Source organism: Enterobacter sp. Li2LvB3, assembly GCF_056156645.1.
The window spans coordinates 64,661-81,338 of the sequence record NZ_JBSICG010000008.1; the positions used below are offsets into that span (position 1 = coordinate 64,661).

Here is a 16,678-nt window from a genome sequence, read left to right on the forward strand (position 1 = left end):
CGCTCCGTTTACTGATGCGTCACAACGATGAGACGCAGGGCATCCAGACGCCAGCTCGCCTGATCCAGGCTTTCCATGACCTGCTGGCGGTTGCTTTCAATCGCTGCAAGTTCATCGTCACGGATGTTTGGGTTCACCGCTTTCAGTGCTTCCAGACGGGAAAGTTCAGCAGACAGCTTTTCGTCAGCTTCGCTGCGCGCAGCATCAATCAGCGTTCTGGCCGCTTTCTCTATCTGGCTTTCACCCAGTTGCAGAATGCTGTGCACGTCCTGCTGCACCGCATTAACCAGCTTGCTGCCGGTATGGCGGTTCACTGCACTCAACTGGCGGTTAAAGCTCTCGAACTCGACCTGTGCGGCCAGGTTGGTGCCGTTTTTGTCCAGCAGCAGACGCACAGGCGTTGGCGGCAGGAAGCGGGTGAGCTGAAGCTGTTTTGGCGCCTGCGCTTCAACAACGTAGATAAGCTCTACCAGCAGTGTACCCACTGGCAGCGCCTTGTTTTTCAACAAGGAAATAGTGCTGCTGCCGGTATCGCCAGAGAGGATCAGATCCAGACCATTGCGGATAAGCGGGTGTTCCCAGGTAATGAACTGCGCATCTTCGCGGGACAGGGCAACATCACGCTCAAAGGTGATGGTGCAGCCATCTTCCGGCAGACCCGGGAAATCAGGGACCAGCATGTGATCGGACGGCGTCAGGACGATCATGTTCTCACCGCGATCGTCCTGGTTGATCCCAACGATGTCGAACAGGTTCATGGAGAAGCTGATCAGGCTGGTGTCGTCATCCTGCTCTTCGATACTCTCAGCGAGAGCCTGTGCTTTCTCGCCGCCGTTGGAGTGGATCTCCAGCAGACGGTCGCGGCCTTGTTCCAGCTGGGCTTTCAGGGCGTCATGTTTTTCACGGCAGGATTTGATCAGATCGTCAAAACCTTCCGTCACTTCTGGCGCGGCCAGATAACCGATCAAATCGGTATGAACCTGATCGTAAATGGTACGACCCGTCGGGCAGGTATGCTCGAAGGCATCCAGACCTTCGTGGAACCACTGCACCAGTACGGACTGCGCGGTTTTTTCCAGATAAGGGACGTGGATCTGAATATCGTGCGCCTGGCCGATACGATCCAGACGGCCAATACGCTGCTCCAGCAGATCCGGGTTGAACGGCAGATCGAACATCACCAGGCTGCTGGCGAACTGGAAGTTACGGCCTTCAGAACCGATTTCGGAACACAGCAGAACCTGCGCGCCACTGTCCTCTTCGCCAAACCAGGCTGCCGCACGGTCACGCTCAACGATGGACATGCCTTCGTGGAATACCGCAGCCCGGATCCCTTCGCGCTCGCGCAGCACTTGCTCCAGCTGGAGCGCGGTTGCCGCTTTGGCGCAAATAACCAGAACCTTTTGCGAACGGTGCGCAGTCAAATACCCCATCAGCCACTCAACGCGCGGGTCGAAGTTCCACCATGTGCCGGTATCGCCTTCAAATTCCTGGTAGATCTGTTCTGGGTAGAGCATGTCGCGTGCGCGCTCTTCCGCAGTTTTACGCGCGCCCATAATTCCGGACACTTTGATAGCCGTCTGGTACTGGGTTGGCAGCGGCAGCTTGATGGTATGCAGTTCGCGTTTCGGGAACCCTTTCACACCGTTACGGGTGTTACGGAACAGCACGCGGCTGGTGCCGTGGCGGTCCATCAGCATGTCGATCAATTCCTGACGCGCCGACCCGGCATTGTCGCTGTCGCTATTCGCGGCCTGTAACAGTGGTTCGATATCCTGCTCGCCAATCAGGTCGCTCAGCGTGTTCAGCTCGTCGTTAGAAAGGTGTTTACCAGCCAACAGCAACGCCACGGCATCGGCGACCGGGCGATAGTTTTTCTGTTCTTCAACGAACTGCTCGAAATCGTGGAAACGGTTTGGATCGAGCAGACGCAGACGGGCAAAGTGGCTTTCAAGGCCCAGCTGTTCCGGCGTTGCGGTCAGCAGCAGCACGCCAGGCACGCGCTCGGCGAGCTGTTCAATCGCCATATATTCACGGCTTGGTGCATCTTCGCTCCAGACCAGGTGGTGCGCTTCATCGACCACCATCAGATCCCATTCGGCATCACACAGGTGCTCAAGGCGTTGCTTGCTGCGGCGCACGAAGTCCAGCGAGCAAATCACCAGTTGCTCAGTTTCAAACGGGTTATCAGCATCATGCTGGGCTTCAGCATAGCGCTCGTCGTCGAACAGCGAGAAACGCAGGTTAAAGCGGCGCAGCATCTCAACCAGCCACTGATGCTGCAGCGTTTCAGGAACGACGATCAGCACGCGCTCGGCTGCGCCAGAGAGCAGCTGTTGATGCAGGATCATCCCGGCTTCAATGGTTTTACCCAGACCGACTTCATCTGCCAGCAGTACGCGCGGCGCATGACGACGACCTACGTCATGGGCGATATTCAGCTGGTGCGGGATAAGACTGGTGCGCTGGCCACGCAGGCCGCTCCACGGCATCCGGTATTGTTCACTCTGGAACTTACGGGCGCGATAGCGCAGTGAAAAGCGATCCATGCGGTCGATTTGCCCGGCGAACAGGCGGTCTTGTGGCTTACTGAAGACCAGTTTGCTGTCGAGCAGCACTTCGCGCAGGATGACATTGGCTTCGTCAGTGTCCAGACGGGTGCCAATGTAGGCGAGCAGTCCATTCTCTTCTTTTACGTCTTCAACCTTCAGCTGCCAGCCATCGTGGCTGGTAACGGTGTCGCCCGGATTAAACATCACGCGGGTAACAGGGGAGTCATTGCGAGCGTACAGGCGGTTTTCACCAGTTGCAGGGAAGAGGAGGGTGACCATGCGTGGATCTATTGCAACCACGGTTCCCAATCCAAGTTCGCTTTCTGTATCGCTTATCCAGCGTTGACCAAGTGTAAAAGGCATATGTGTTCGGCTCTAATCTTTAATTGCAGGCAATAGTTCGACCACCGTCAAAAAGACAGTCATCGAAAAATGGGTCCGGGAATGGAAAGGGCGCTATGGTACTGGATGGCAGCGATTTCGTCACGCGTCAAAATAGGCCAAGTTGCCCTGTCACTAGTGTAGCAAAATCGTCGTCGATAAAGGGCAAAATTCCTTCCGCAACGGGTTGAAGCTGACGAGTCAGGTAATGGTCGTAGTCAAGAGGCGATTGCTGATAATCCACGGGTTCAGGGCCGCTGGTGGTCCAGACATATTTAATGGTTCCCCGATTTTGATATTGCTGAGCACGCCCGCGGCGGACGTTTTCTTCGTCGGCCAGACGCGCCGCACGAACATGTGGCGGCACGTTACGCTGATACTCCGCCAGCGGGCGGCGCAGGCGCTTGCGATACACCAACTGGTCATCCAGCTCGCCGGCCATCAGACGGGCTATCGTTTCTCGCACATAGTCCTGATAGGGCTCATTGCGAAACACCCGCAGATAGAGCGTTTGCTGGAACTGTTGCGCCAGTGGCGTCCAGTCGGTGCGTACTGTCTCCAGCCCTTTAAACACCATGCGCTGTTTTTCACCTTCCTGGATCAACCCCGCATAACGCTTCTTGCTGCCCTGGTCGGTACCGCGAATGGTCGGCATCAAAAAACGGCTGAAATGGGTTTCAAATTCCAGCTCTAGCGCGCTGGTTAACCGCTCTTTTTGCAAATGGGTTTGCCACCAGTCGTTTACGAAAGCGACCAGCGCGTTGCCAATCTGCGAGGCATCGTCCTCTGAGTGTGCCCCTTTTAGCCACACGAAGGTGGAGTCAGTATCGCCATAGATGACGTCATACCCCCGGGATTCAATCAGCGCTTTGGTCTGACGCATAATTTCGTGCCCGCGCATGGTGATAGACGACGCCAGGCGGGGATCAAAGAAGCGGCAGGCGCTGGTGCCCAGTACGCCATAAAAGGCATTCATGATGATTTTTAGCGCCTGGGAAAGGGGTTTGTTGCCATGGCGTTTGGCCTCGTCGCGCCCGTGCCAGATTTGCCCCACAATGTCCGGCAGACAGTGGTTCTCGCGTGAGAAATGCGCTCCGAGAAAGCCTTCAGTACTGTGCACTTCATCCGGTTGCGCCATGCCCTCGACCAGCCCCACAGGATCGATAAGAAACGTGCGGATAATGGACGGGTACAGGCTTTTATAGTCCAGCACCAGCACCGAGTCGTATAGTCCCGGTCGGGAATCCATCACATAGCCGCCAGGGCTTGCCTGTGGGGGGATCTCTCCGAGGTTTGGCGCAACATAGCCCGCCCGGTGCATCCGGGGAAAATAGAGGTGACCAAACGCCGCAACCGAACCGCCGTGCCGGTCGACGGCCAGACCGTTCACCGTGGCGCGCTCCAGCAGGAAAGGCATGATCTCCGTTTTGTGGAAAATCTGCGTGACCAGCTTACAATCTTTCAGGTTGTAGGTGGCGAGCGCCGGTTTGTTTTCGTTAAAGCGCCGGTCAATCTCGTCCATCCTGTCCCACGGGTTATCGATGGATTTACCTTCACCGAGCAGCTCCTGCGCCACCGATTCCAGCGAGAAAGAGGAGAAATTCCAGAAGGCGGATTTCAGGGCTTCGATGCCGTCGATAATCAGGCGTCCGTTGGCCTGGGCGAAGAATACGCCGTTTTTAAAACCATGTTCGCGCCATTCGATTTCAGTGTTGCCACGCCCCAGCATCAGCGGAGTTCGGTAGCGTTCGGCGTGTTTTTGCAACACCCGCAGGTCAAACTGCACCACGTTCCAGCCGATCAGCACATCGGGGTCGTGCTCGGCAAACCACTGATTCAGTTTTTCCAGCAGCTGAGGGCGGCTGTTAACGTACTCAAGCTGAAAATCCAGCGCGGAGGCATCGCCATTTGGCGGCCCGAGCATATAGACAACCCGCTGCCCGCAGCCTTCAAGGCCGATGCAGTACAGTTCGCCATGACGAGTGGTTTCGATATCCAGCGACACCCATTTGAGCGGCGGGCGATAGTGCGGGTTGGGTTTCAGGCGGGCGTTTACCAGCCTGTCGCCTTGCAGGGCGCCATCGACCCAGACCGGCGCGGTAATAAAGCGTTCCATCAGAAAGCGTTCGGGCGGGCGAACGTCAGCTTCATATAGCGTAACACCGGCCTCGCGCAGCAATTTTTCATAGCGCATCAGCTGACGATGGGCGCGGCAATAAAGGCCGTAAACCGGCTGACGGTGGAAATCTTTGAGTTCAAGTGGGGTGAGACGCCAGCCGTTTTCGCCTCGCAGCAGTTGCCTGGCTTTTTCAACGTGGGGTTCGGGGATAAAGGCTACGGACTCTTGCGGCGGCAGCGTGACGTTCAGCGGGCCGTTATCCGTCGCCAGCCAGAACTCAACTTCCGTCCCCTGAGGTGTATCCCGCCAGTGTCGGGTCAGTAAAAAGCCTTCTTGCGCCTGCGCCACGCCGATATCCCATAAAACAAAACCAGGCGTGAGTATAGCCTGGTTGCGTGTTTTGTGCTGGGTATATATACAGTTTATTGGCCGTAATAGGCTTTCGCGCCGTGCTTACGCAGGTAATGTTTATCCAGCAGGGTTTGCTGCATATCCGGCAACTGCGGTGCCAGCTGGCGACAGAAGATCCCCATGTAGGCGACTTCTTCCAGAACGATAGCGTTATGTACCGCGTCTTCGGCGTTTTTGCCCCAGGCAAACGGGCCGTGGGAGTGCACTAGCACGCCGGGCATCTGTGCCGCATCGATTCCCTGTTTTTCGAAGGTTTCAACGATAACGTTGCCGGTTTCCCACTCATACTCACCATTAATTTCTGCATCGGTCATTAACCGGGTGCAGGGAATGGCACCGTAAAAGTAATCTGCGTGCGTTGTGCCGGTTGCCGGGATGGACTGACCCGCCTGTGCCCAGATAGTGGCGTGGCGTGAATGGGTGTGCACAATACCGCCAATAGTCGGGAATGACTGGTACAACAGGCGGTGGGTTGGTGTGTCGGAAGAGGGCTTTTTCTTCCCTTCAACCACTTCACCGGTGGCAATACTGACCACCACCATATCCTCTGCCGTCATCACGCTGTAATCAACGCCGGAAGGTTTGATAACAAACACGCCTTTATCACGGTCAACGGCGCTGACGTTACCCCAGGTCAGGGTGACAAGATTATGTTTCGGCAGCGCCAGGTTGGCTTCAAGTACCTGACGTTTGAGTTCTTCTAACATGCAATCCTCCAGGAAAAGAGGCCTGCCCTGCGGCAGGCCAAAGGTTCCCCTGTTAACGTTTTGAACCGTAATACACTTCGTTCCAGCGCAGCGCGTCTTTGAACGCTGGCAGGCGGGTGTCGTTATCGATAACGGTCAGTTCGATGTCGTGCAGTTCAGCGAACTGGCGCATGTCATTCAGATCCAGCGCATGGCTGAACACGGTATGGTGCGCACCACCGGCAACGATCCAGGCCTCTGACGCCGTTGGCAGATCCGGCTGTGCTTTCCACAGTGCGTTGGCGACCGGGAGTTTTGGCAGCGAGTGTGGTGTTTCGACGGCATCCACGCAGTTCACCAGCAGACGGAAACGATCGCCCAGGTCGATCAGGCTGGCGTTAATGGCCGGACCGGTGCGGGTGTTGAAGATCAGGCGTGCTGGATCGGCTTTGCCACCGATGCCGAGGTACTGAACGTCGAGGATCGGTTTCTCATCAACGGCGATCGAAGGACACACTTCCAGCATGTGAGAGCCGAGCACCAGATCGTTGCCGTTCTCGAAGTGGTAGGTGTAGTCCTCCATAAAGGAGGTGCCGCCCTGCAGACCGGTTGACATCACTTTCATGATGCGAAGCAGGGCGGCGGTTTTCCAGTCGCCTTCGCCAGCAAAGCCGTAGCCCTGCTGCATCAGGCGTTGTACAGCCAGACCTGGCAGTTGTTTCAGGCCGTGAAGATCTTCAAATGTGGTGGTGAAGGCATGGAAGCCGCCTTGTTCCAGGAAGCGTTTCATCCCCAGTTCAATGCGCGCTGCATCCAGCACGTTCTGGCGTTTGTCGCCGTGGATTTGCGCTGCCGCCGTCAGGCGATAGCTGCTTTCGTATTCATCAACCAGCGCGCTCACGTCGCCATCGCTGATTCCGTTGACAACCTGCACCAGGTCACCCACCGCCCAGGTATTCACGGAGAAGCCAAACTTGATCTGTGCGGCGACTTTATCACCATCAGTGACGGCCACTTCACGCATGTTGTCGCCAAAACGCACCACTTTCAGGTGACGGGTATCTTGTTTAGAGACTGCCTGGCGCATCCAGGAGCCGATACGTTTTTGCGCGTGCTGATCCTGCCAGTGACCGGTTACCACCGCGTGTTGCTGGCGCATACGCGCGCCAATGAAGCCGAACTCGCGGCCGCCATGTGCGGTCTGGTTCAGGTTCATAAAGTCCATATCAATGCTGTCCCACGGCAGGGAAGCGTTGTACTGGGTATGGAACTGCAACAGTGGTTTGTTGAGGATAGCCAGGCCGTTGATCCACATTTTGGCTGGCGAGAAGGTATGCAGCCACACCACCATCCCGGCACATTTGTCGTCGTAGTTTGCATCGCGGCAGATGTTGGTAATTTCATCTGGCGTGGTGCCCAGTGGTTTCAGCACCAGTTTGCAGGGCAGTTTGGCCTCTGCGTTCATCGCGTTAACCACGTGTTCTGCGTGTTTCGTTACCTGTTGCAGCGCTTCCGGCCCATAAAGATGCTGGCTGCCAATGACAAACCACACTTCATAATTATTAAAAATGGTCATTATCGTGTCCTTAATGTGTCAGGGTTGCCGTAGTGTCCGCGGTGTGTTTGGCCGGGGCGGCGACAGGGAGATAGTGGAGTTCGGCGCTTTTCGCCCATTGTTGGTAGCGCTGATAAAGTTGTTCAAAGCGTTGAGCCTGCTGGGCGCGCGGTTGAAGTGTGTTTTCGACGGCGCTGGCCATATGTTGCTGGGCAGTCGGGATATCGGCGTGAACCCCTGCGGCCACGGCGGCGAAAATCGCAGCGCCGAGGGCACAGCACTGATCGGACGCCACAATTTGCAGCGGACGGTTTAAGACATCACAGCAGGCCTGCATGATCACCGGGTTTTTACGGGCAATACCGCCCAGCGCCATCACGTTGTTAACGTCGATACCTTGCTCGGTGAAACATTCCATAATGGCGCGCGCACCGAAAGCGGTTGCCGCAATCAGGCCGCCAAACAGAGCAGGGGCATCGGTGGCCAGGTTGAGATCGGTAATCACCCCTTTCAGGCGCTGGTTGGCAAACGGCGTACGGCGGCCGTTAAACCAGTCGAGCACCACCGGAAGGTGATCAAGGGACGGATTTTTCGCCCAGGCGTCGGTGAGTTGTGGCAGCAGTTGCTTTTTGCTTTCGGCAATCTGTGCTTTCAGTTCCGGGTGTGTGGCAGCCAGTTGATCCAGTGGCCAGCCGAGCACGCGACCAAACCAGGCGTAGATATCTCCAAATGCAGACTGACCGGCCTCCAGGCCGATGAAATCAGGCACTACGCTGCCGTCAACCTGGCCGCAGATGCCTTTCACTGCGCGATCGCCTACGCTGGCTTTATCCGCAGTCAGGATATCGCAGGTCGATGTGCCGATGACTTTCACCAGCGTGTTCGGTTGCGCACCTGCACCCACGGCGCCCATATGGCAGTCAAATGCGCCGCCGGAAATTGCCACGTTTTGCGGCAGACCCAGGCGCTTCGCCCACTCTTCACTGAGGGTGCCCACCGGGATATCGGCGGTATAGGTGTCGGTAAACAACGGGTATTTCAGGTTCTGGTTGATGACCGGATCGAGTTCATCAAAGAACGCCGCTGGCGGCAGGCCACCCCAGCTTTCGTGCCACAGTGATTTATGCCCGGCGCTACAGCGGCCACGGCGAATATCCTGCGGGCGCGTTGTGCCAGACAGAAGGGCAGGAACCCAATCACACAGCTCAATCCATGACACTGCAGCCTGTGCGACAGCACGGTCAGCACGCGTCACGTGTAAAATCTTCGCCCAGAACCATTCGCTCGAATAAATTCCGCCGATATAGCGCGAGTAGTCGGTTTTACCTGACTGATGGCACAGACGGGTGATGGCTTCGGCTTCTTCGACGGCGGTATGGTCTTTCCACAGCACAAACATGGCATTCGGGTTGTCGGCAAATTCAGGACGCAGCGCCAGTACGCGGCCTTCAGCATCCACCGGGGCTGGCGTTGAGCCAGTGCTGTCGACGCCAATACCGACAATTTGCGCGCGCTGAGCATCGCTCAGCTCGGCCAGCACGGTTTTGATCGCCGCTTCCATTGATTCGATGTAGTCACGTGGATGGTGACGGAACTGGTTGTTTGGCGCATCGCAGTAGCGCCCCTCTTGCCAGCGCGGGTACCACTCAACGCTGGTTGCTATTTCCTGGCCAGTCGTACAGTCCACTGCCAGTGCACGAACCGAGTCGCTGCCAAAATCGAGGCCAATCGCAATTGCCATGGTGTTGCTCCATCAAAAAACAGGTATGAAAGAACATTAGAGATTGAGGGGAAAAATCGTCAGGCAGGATCCGCTAATCTTATGGACTAAATTGCTGTTGCGATTGAAAGTGTGACGCTGTGCAAATATTCAATGTGGACATTTCTGCCGCACTTATAGACACTTTTGTTACTGCTTATCCGCACGTGACGACGGAAAAATCAGGGGCAAAAGCTGAAATTGGGCGGACGTAAAAGAAGTGTGATGCTTTTTGGATCTTTTCACGGGCCGTTTTTATACTGCTTTTATCGATATGGACAATTGGTTTCCTTAAAGACCGTTGGGAGTACTGAATCTATGGCCGAAACGCAAAGCGACCCCTTACTGCCGGGCTACTCGTTTAACGCCCATCTGGTAGCGGGACTGACCCCTATCGAGGCCGAGGGTTATCTCGATTTTTACGTTGACCGACCGCTGGGGATGAAAGGATTTATTTTGAACCTCACCGTGCGGGGGGAAGGGGTGATTAAAAATAACGATCAGCAGTTTATCTGCCGCCCTGGCGATATGCTGTTGTTCCCGCCGGGGGAGATCCACCACTACGGACGTCACCCTGATGCGAAAGAGTGGTATCACCAGTGGGTTTACTTCCGCCCGCGGGCGTACTGGCAGGAGTGGCTCTCATGGCCTGCCATTTTTGCCCATACCGGTTTCTATCGCCCGGATGATGTCCATCAGTCCTTATTCCGGGAACTGTTTGCGCAGATTATTGATGCGGGGCAGGCCGGAGGGCGCTACGCCGAACTCCTGGCCATTAACCTGCTGGAACAGGTGCTGTTACGACGCATGGAAGCGATTAATGAATCGCTTAACCCGCCACTTGATAATCGCGTACGCGATGCCTGTCAGTACATCAGCGATCACCTTGCAGACAGCCAGTTTGATATTGCCAGCGTTGCTCAACACGTGTGCCTGTCGCCGTCCCGATTATCACACCTGTTCCGCCAGCAGCTTGGGGTGAGCGTGCTGAGCTGGCGCGAAGATCAACGTATCAGTCAGGCTAAACTGTTGCTCAGTACAACCCGGATGCCTATTGCCACCGTAGGGCGCAATGTGGGCTTTGAAGATCAGCTCTATTTCTCGCGCGTCTTTAAAAAATGTACCGGGGCAAGCCCGAGTGAATTCCGTGCCGGATGTGAATGAAACGTAAAATAAGATAAACGTTCAGGTGAAGTTTGATGACTGCCAGTAAACTATTCAGACAATTGTTGTCTTGACGTGGTGAGGGGCTCTTTGCAAAATCCCTGCTTCGTTTTCTGACCGGAATAGTTATGCAGGCATTGCTGGAACATTTTATTACCCAGTCCGTTATGTATTCGCTCATCGCCGTTGCGCTGGTGGCGTTCCTGGAATCGCTGGCGCTTGTCGGGCTGATTTTACCTGGCACCGTGATGATGGCGGGGCTTGGTGCGTTAATCGGTAGCGGTGAGGTCAACTTCTGGCAGGCATGGCTGGCCGGGATTGTGGGGTGCTTGCTCGGGGACTGGATCTCTTTCTGGCTGGGCTGGCGCTTTAAGAAGCCGCTGCATCGCTGGTCGTTCATGAAAAAGAATAAAGCGCTGCTGGATAAGACCGAGCAGGCGCTGCATCAGCACAGTATGTTCACCATCCTGGTCGGGCGTTTTGTCGGGCCAACCCGTCCGATAGTGCCTATGGTGGCCGGGATGCTGGATCTGCCCGTGACCAAATTCGTGGTGCCGAATATTATCGGCTGCGTGTTCTGGCCGCCGTTTTACTTCCTGCCGGGGATCCTGGCCGGCGCGGCGATTGATATTCCTGCTGATATGCAAAGCGGGCAATTCAAATGGCTGTTGCTGGCAACGGCGCTGCTGCTGTGGCTGGCGGTCTGGCTGTGCTGGCGCCTGTGGCGCAGTGGTAAAGCGGGTGTGGATCGTTTGACGCACTACCTTCCTCGCCAGCGGTTAATCTGGCTGTCTCCCCTGATGCTCGGCATTGCGGTTGTGGCGCTGGTCGCACTGATTCGCCATCCGCTGATGCCGGTCTATGCGGAAATATTACTGAAAGTGGTGAGCCGCTAACTGCCGGGCGGCACTGCGTTTGCCCGGCCTACGGTTTTATTCCCAGTAGTTCTGAAGCGGTGACTTTTCCGTTTACCAGGGCTTCTGTTTCGCCATCCCACATAATACGTCCCTCCGCGATCACCACCGATCGCGGCGCAATGCGCGCGGCATCTTCGATGCTGTGAGAAACCATCAGCATGGTGAGCTGCTGGTGTTTGCAGACGTCCTGCACCAGGGTGAGCATCTCCTGACGCAGCGCCGGGTCGAGTGCCGAAAACGGTTCATCAAGCAGCAACACCGGCTGTTCGCGTACCAGGCAACGGGCCAGGGCAACGCGCTGGCGCTGGCCGCCAGACAGCTCGCCCGGCAGCCTGTCGATAAATGCTGTTAAGCCCATCTGCACGGCAATGGTGTCCAGCTTCTGACGCTGTGCAGCGTTGAGTTTCAGCCCCGGGTTCATCCCCAGCGCGATGTTTTGCCACACCGTCAGATGGGTAAACAGGTTGTTTTCCTGAAACAACATCGACACCGGGCGTCGTGCCGGCGGCGTGTAGGTATGATCCTGACCTTCAATGAGAATCGACCCGCTTGCCGGTTGCAGAAAACCGGCAACCAGATTAAGCAACGTACTCTTTCCGGCTCCGCTTGGGCCAAGAACGGCAATCATCTCACCCTGACGCGCGGAAAGGGTGAAGCGCATTGGCAGATGCTGGTAAAGCCAGGTGACATCAATCAGTTTTAACATCTCGCCCCGGGAGTTTTTCGATAACGGTAAATAAGGCAAAGCACAGCAGCAGAAGTAACAGTGCCGTCACGGCGCCATCCTGACTGCGATATGAGCCAATTTGCTGATACAGCCAGAACGGTAGCGTGCGGAAATCATCATTACCAAATAACGCCACAACGCCAAAATCACCAATCGACAATACGCTGGCGAAGGCTAATGCCTGCGCCAGCGGACGCTTCAGTGCGCGGAGTTCTACGGCCTTCAGACGCTGCCAGCCCTGCATTCCCAGTGACTGACACAACAAACTGTAGCGACTGTTGATATCGCGCATGGGGTTTTCCAGCACTTTGAGTGCGTAGGGGATAGCCATCAGCGCGTTGGTGAAAATCACAATGCCGTCTGCGCTTGCGGGCAGGCCAACGGTGGTGTTGAAGAGTAAAAAGAAACCTGTAGCCAGCACAATACCGGGCATCGCCAGAATCAGCATACCGGTCAGTTCCAGGGCTTGTCCGGCTTTACGGGCCTGGCGGGCATAAAGCTCGCGGCTACTCCAGAGCAACATCATGGTCAGGATAACGCACAGCAGCCCTGCCGCCAGCGCTATTCGTAATGAGGTAAAGGTCACCTGCCAGAGCACGGGCTGTCGTAATACGGACAGGATATTCAGGTTCAGGCCATCCACCACCACCGCCAGAAGCGGCGGCAGCAGAAGTAAGAGCGCCAGCGCAATGAGTGCGAAATCGGTGAGGCGGCTGTGCAGGCTATCCTGCGGGTCGCGCCAGCCTGAAATCTGATTCGCCCCAGGCGGGATGGCTTTACTCAGACGCTGGCTCAGTAATACCAGCACCAGGCAGCAGAACATCTGTACGATCGCCAGTAGCGCCGCGCGCCCCGGATCGTAGTCGTAGCTCAGGGCCTGATAGATAGCCAGCTCAATCGTTGTGGCCTGCGGGCCACCGCCAAGCGAGAGCACGGTTGCGAAGCTGGCAAAGCAGAGCATAAAGATCAGGGCGGCGACCGGTGGAATTTGCCGACGCAGCCAGGGCCATTCGACGAAACGGAAGAACGACCATCCGCGCATATCCAGCTGGGCAGCAAGCTGACGCTGTTCGCCGGGGATGTTCTCCAGCGCCTGTAAAAAGAGCCGCGTGGCCATCGGCATGTTGAAAAAAATGTGCGCCAGCAGAATGCCTTTCAATCCATAAGGGGAGAAGGTCCACTCCAGGCCAAGCAGGGTAAAGAGCGAGGCCAGCCAGCCCTGACGGCCATAGACGCTGAGAATACCGAAAACGGCAACCAGCACGGGCAGGATCAGCGTCATGGCGCACAGGCGCAACAATGCCTGTCTGCCAGGAAATCGTCTTCGGTAAAGTGCTCGCGCCAGAAAAATGGCAGGAATAACCGACAGCAGCGCCGAGAGAAACGCCTGCCAGAAAGAGAAACGAATGACGTGCCAGAGATAGCTATCGTGCCAGAGAGAGAGCAGATCGCTCTCTGGCGCGTTTAACCATAACGCAAGAAATGCCCCCAGACTTACCGCAACCATCAGGATGGCGGCGAGCAGTCCGGGGAGTAACCAGCCTGCAATTAACGGCTGACGGCGCGTTGCCATTCGCTTACCCATGCTGTGCGCTGTGCAGCCACCTGCTGCGGCGTAAACTCCAGTGAGGTTTGCGGTTTAGAAAGCTGATCAAAGCCTGCCGGCAGCGCAACGCTGGTGACCGGATACATCCAGTTGCCCGTCGGGATAGCATTCTGGAACGCAGGAGAAACCATAAATTTCAGGAACTTCTCTGCCAGCTCCGGCTGCTTGCTGGCGGCGGTACGTGCAGCCACTTCAACCTGCAAGTAGTGGCCTTCTGCAAAGTTTGCAGCCGCGTAGTTGTCTTTCTTCTCGGCAATAATGTGGTAAGCCGGAGAAGTGGTGTAGCTCAGCACCAGGTCGCTTTCCCCTTTCAGGAACAGACCATAGGCTTCACTCCAGCCCTTCGTGACGGTGACGGTTTTCGCAGCCAGCTTCTGCCAGGCTTCCGGCGCTTTATCGCCATAGACTTTTTGCATCCACAGCAGCAGGCCAAGACCCGGGGTACTGGTACGCGGGTCTTCGTAAATCACGCGCCATTTCTGATCGCTTTCAACCAGCTCTTTCAGGCTTTTGGGCGGGTTCTTCAGCTTGTTTTTGTCATAAACAAAGGCAAAGTAGCCGTAATCAAAGGGAACGAAGATGTCGTTTTTCCAGCCGCCAGGCACGCTGACGGCATCGGTTGACACGCCGCTTTTGGCAAACAGCTTAGTTTGTGTGGCAGCGTCCAGCAGGTTGTTATCAAGGCCAAGCACCACGTCGGCTTTGCTGTTTTTCCCTTCCATGCGCAGACGGTTAAGCAGCGAAACGCCATCTTCCAGCGCGACAAATTTCAGCTCGCAGTTACAGTCGGCTTCAAAGGCTTTTTTTACCACCGGGCCCGGGCCCCAGTCGGCCGAGAAAGAGTCGTAGGTGTAGACTGTCAGAACAGGCTTAGCAGCAGCAGGCAGTGCAATCAGCACCAGCAGAGGAAGAACTTTTTTTAACACTTTGCACCTCATAGTTGAGTGGCAAAGGATTTTGAGCGACAGCCTCAAATCCCTTCGCCGGCGTTATCCGGATCAGGTTCGACGGGTATTATCTCAGCGCACATCAGTGATGCAGCACCCCGTTGAGAACGGCGGTATTGTAATGATTTGGTGAATATTGCGAAAGTGTTATGGCTCAGGCGGTGCAAACCAGGCCGATTTAAAGTCAAACCAGCCCAGTGTGTTCATGCGTAAGCCGCGCATACTGCGTTGCCCCTGAATCATCAGCCAGTGGTGGATCAACGGCACAATGGCCTGCTGAGCCAGTAATTGCTGGCACCACGAAGCCAGATTCATCTCGCCTGCGCGCCACTGGGCGGCGTCTTGCTGCCAGTCCCGGTCGATACAGTGCTGGATCAACGGCACCTCGTACAGGTGTGAAAAGAGCGAGAAATCGAGCGGCAGGGTGAAGTTAGCACTGTTCAGCCAGATGTCACTCACCACATCGCCGCGGTGCCACTCGTCATAATCAACCTCCTGGATCTCCAGCGTCACCCCAACGGTTGCCAGCAGTTTCGCCATGATTCTGGCAATAAAGCGGTGCTCTACGTGTTCGCGGTAGAAGGTCAGGGTGATGGACTCTAGCCCAGCGGGTTTTTCGCATGGCACCGGACGCGCGTGGTGCCAGCGTGGCAGCAGCCCATACGCCGGGAACCAGTAGGTCTGATACTGTTCTTCCGCGTGGTAAATCAGGTTAGATGGGGCGAGTACATGGCTTATCCACTTACGAACCTCCTGATTTGCGCCGCGATGGGTGCGGCTGTCAAACAGCAGATAGTAGCAGCCCTCTTCAAGACGGCTTTCGACCGCTTTCTCACCTGTGGTGGGGCCCTCGAGCGTCAGGCCAACGCTCAGCTCTTCGCTGATATCCGGCAATACCCAGACGTTCACTTCGTCGATCAGCGCCCGGTAGCCAAAATAGTCATCAAAAGCGCGGATCTTAAGCTGGTTATTATTGTTGCGTGAAACGGCGTAAGGCCCGGTGCCAATCGGCTGGCTGGCAAAATTATTCAGGGAACTCCATTCGCCGGGCAAGATCATCGACGGCACATAGCCCAGAAGCCAGGGGAGCCATTTGTCTGGCTGCGACAGCTCAATATCCAGCGTCCAGGCGGTCGGCGAATGGATGTGGATGATGTGTGAGTAGAGCGGAAGCTTACGGGCGCGATCCAGCGAAGCGATAACATCGGCCATTTCCAGCTCACGTCCGTGGTGGAAATGAATACCGGGGCGTAAAAAAAATCGCCAGTGGAGAGGGGAAAGTTGCTGCCAGTGGTGAGCGATATCCGCTTCCAGTTCCCCGTTTTCCTCATTTATGCGCGTCAGGCCGCTGAAGATTTGTCGCGCCATATGGGTTTCTGAACGCCGTAACGCCGTGCCGGGTAACAGATTTTTCATTGGACGATAGTAGAGCACCCGCAGAATATGCCGCCCCTGGCGAAAGCTCCGCCCGAGATGTGAAACCAGCATCTGACGTACGGCAGCCTTATCGCCCACCAGTTGCACCAGCTGATCGATCCGGTCCTGCTCCAGCAGGTCTTCTGCGCGCTGCTGTTGCAGCGCAAGGCCGGTGTAGAGGAAGCTCAGGCGTGAACGTTTGCCACGTCCGGCCTCTGCTTCCCAGTTCAGCCAGCCCTGTTGCTGCATGGTGTTGAGCAGGGTACGCATATGACGGCGAGAGCAGTTCAGTAGATCGGCCAGCTCATTTAGCGTGGTGTCCTGGGATTGCCCCTCGCAGCATTGCCAGAGGCGGATAAATTGTTGTTGCAGACGACCAGAAGGCATAAAAGGGGAACTCCTGACAAAAAATCAGCAATTTATTTATCCCTATATTAA

General features: G+C 56.0%; 11 protein-coding genes and 1 riboswitch. Of the genes, 2 read left to right on the plus strand and 9 right to left on the minus strand.

Annotated elements, in window-relative coordinates:
• Nucleotides 1–8: 8 nt before the first annotated feature.
• The 5 genes from rapA to araB all read right to left on the minus strand — a co-directional run bounded on the left by rapA (nucleotide 9) and on the right by araB (nucleotide 9,445).
• Nucleotides 9–2,915 (minus strand): RNA polymerase-associated protein RapA, encoded by a 2,907-nt coding sequence (gene rapA, locus ACS603_RS08675; protein WP_182059552.1) that lies wholly within the window; start codon nucleotides 2,913–2,915, stop codon nucleotides 9–11.
• Between the two features lie 127 nt (nucleotides 2,916–3,042).
• Nucleotides 3,043–5,400, minus strand: a complete 2,358-nt coding sequence (gene polB, locus ACS603_RS08680) for a DNA polymerase II (RefSeq protein ID WP_474944107.1) — start codon at nucleotides 5,398–5,400, stop codon at nucleotides 3,043–3,045.
• 74 nt (nucleotides 5,401–5,474) lie between these two features.
• A complete protein-coding gene (gene araD, locus ACS603_RS08685; RefSeq protein WP_182059554.1) occupies nucleotides 5,475–6,170 on the minus strand; it encodes an L-ribulose-5-phosphate 4-epimerase in 696 nt (231 codons plus the stop codon).
• A 52-nt stretch (nucleotides 6,171–6,222) separates the two neighbouring features.
• Nucleotides 6,223–7,725: an L-arabinose isomerase gene (araA, locus tag ACS603_RS08690; RefSeq protein WP_315687905.1), complete on the minus strand. Its 1,503-nt coding sequence runs from the start codon at nucleotides 7,723–7,725 to the stop codon at nucleotides 6,223–6,225.
• Between the two features lie 10 nt (nucleotides 7,726–7,735).
• Nucleotides 7,736–9,445 (minus strand): ribulokinase, encoded by a 1,710-nt coding sequence (gene araB, locus ACS603_RS08695; RefSeq protein ID WP_474944108.1) that lies wholly within the window; start codon nucleotides 9,443–9,445, stop codon nucleotides 7,736–7,738.
• A gap of 336 nt (nucleotides 9,446–9,781) precedes the next feature.
• On the opposite strand from araB, the gene araC reads away from it, so the two are divergent.
• Both araC and ACS603_RS08705 read left to right on the plus strand, forming a co-directional pair.
• Nucleotides 9,782–10,627 (plus strand): arabinose operon transcriptional regulator AraC, encoded by an 846-nt coding sequence (araC, locus tag ACS603_RS08700; protein ID WP_182059557.1) that lies wholly within the window; start codon nucleotides 9,782–9,784, stop codon nucleotides 10,625–10,627.
• 128 nt (nucleotides 10,628–10,755) lie between these two features.
• Nucleotides 10,756–11,523 carry a DedA family protein gene (locus ACS603_RS08705; RefSeq protein ID WP_474944109.1) on the plus strand — a complete coding sequence of 256 codons (768 nt, stop codon included), beginning with the start codon at nucleotides 10,756–10,758 and terminating at the stop codon, nucleotides 11,521–11,523.
• A 28-nt stretch (nucleotides 11,524–11,551) separates the two neighbouring features.
• Here ACS603_RS08705 and thiQ read toward each other — a convergent pair whose 3' ends face one another.
• The 4 genes from thiQ to sgrR form a co-directional block, all read right to left on the minus strand.
• On the minus strand, nucleotides 11,552–12,250 hold the full coding sequence (gene thiQ / locus ACS603_RS08710) for a thiamine ABC transporter ATP-binding protein ThiQ (protein ID WP_182059559.1): 699 nt from the start codon (nucleotides 12,248–12,250) through the stop codon (nucleotides 11,552–11,554).
• A complete protein-coding gene (thiP, locus tag ACS603_RS08715; protein ID WP_474944110.1) occupies nucleotides 12,234–13,844 on the minus strand; it encodes a thiamine/thiamine pyrophosphate ABC transporter permease ThiP in 1,611 nt (536 codons plus the stop codon). Before thiP ends, thiQ begins: the two co-directional genes overlap by 17 nt.
• Nucleotides 13,820–14,803, minus strand: a complete 984-nt coding sequence (thiB, locus tag ACS603_RS08720; protein WP_474944111.1) for a thiamine ABC transporter substrate binding subunit — start codon at nucleotides 14,801–14,803, stop codon at nucleotides 13,820–13,822. The genes thiP and thiB overlap by 25 nt, the downstream gene beginning before the upstream one ends.
• A gap of 31 nt (nucleotides 14,804–14,834) precedes the next feature.
• Nucleotides 14,835–14,935, minus strand: a riboswitch (TPP riboswitch).
• 36 nt (nucleotides 14,936–14,971) lie between these two features.
• Complete coding sequence (sgrR, locus tag ACS603_RS08725; RefSeq protein ID WP_474944112.1) at nucleotides 14,972–16,627, minus strand: HTH-type transcriptional regulator SgrR; 1,656 nt, start codon at nucleotides 16,625–16,627, stop codon at nucleotides 14,972–14,974.
• Between the last annotated feature and the right edge of the window lie 51 nt (nucleotides 16,628–16,678).

Bases quoted from the DNA above. Each gene is read 5' to 3' on its own strand.
- rapA (WP_182059552.1), bottom strand. From the start codon at position 2,915: ATGCCTTTTACACTTGGTCAACGCTGGATAAGCGATACAGAAAGCGAA.
- araD (WP_182059554.1), bottom strand. From the start codon at position 6,170: ATGTTAGAAGAACTCAAACGTCAGGTACTTGAAGCCAACCTGGCGCTG.
- araA (WP_315687905.1), bottom strand. From the start codon at position 7,725: ATGACCATTTTTAATAATTATGAAGTGTGGTTTGTCATTGGCAGCCAG.
- araB (WP_474944108.1), bottom strand. From the start codon at position 9,445: ATGGCAATTGCGATTGGCCTCGATTTTGGCAGCGACTCGGTTCGTGCA.
- araC (WP_182059557.1), top strand. From the start codon at position 9,782: ATGGCCGAAACGCAAAGCGACCCCTTACTGCCGGGCTACTCGTTTAAC.
- ACS603_RS08705 (WP_474944109.1), top strand. From the start codon at position 10,756: ATGCAGGCATTGCTGGAACATTTTATTACCCAGTCCGTTATGTATTCG.
- thiQ (WP_182059559.1), bottom strand. From the start codon at position 12,250: ATGTTAAAACTGATTGATGTCACCTGGCTTTACCAGCATCTGCCAATG.
- thiP (WP_474944110.1), bottom strand. From the start codon at position 13,844: ATGGCAACGCGCCGTCAGCCGTTAATTGCAGGCTGGTTACTCCCCGGA.
- sgrR (WP_474944112.1), bottom strand. From the start codon at position 16,627: ATGCCTTCTGGTCGTCTGCAACAACAATTTATCCGCCTCTGGCAATGC.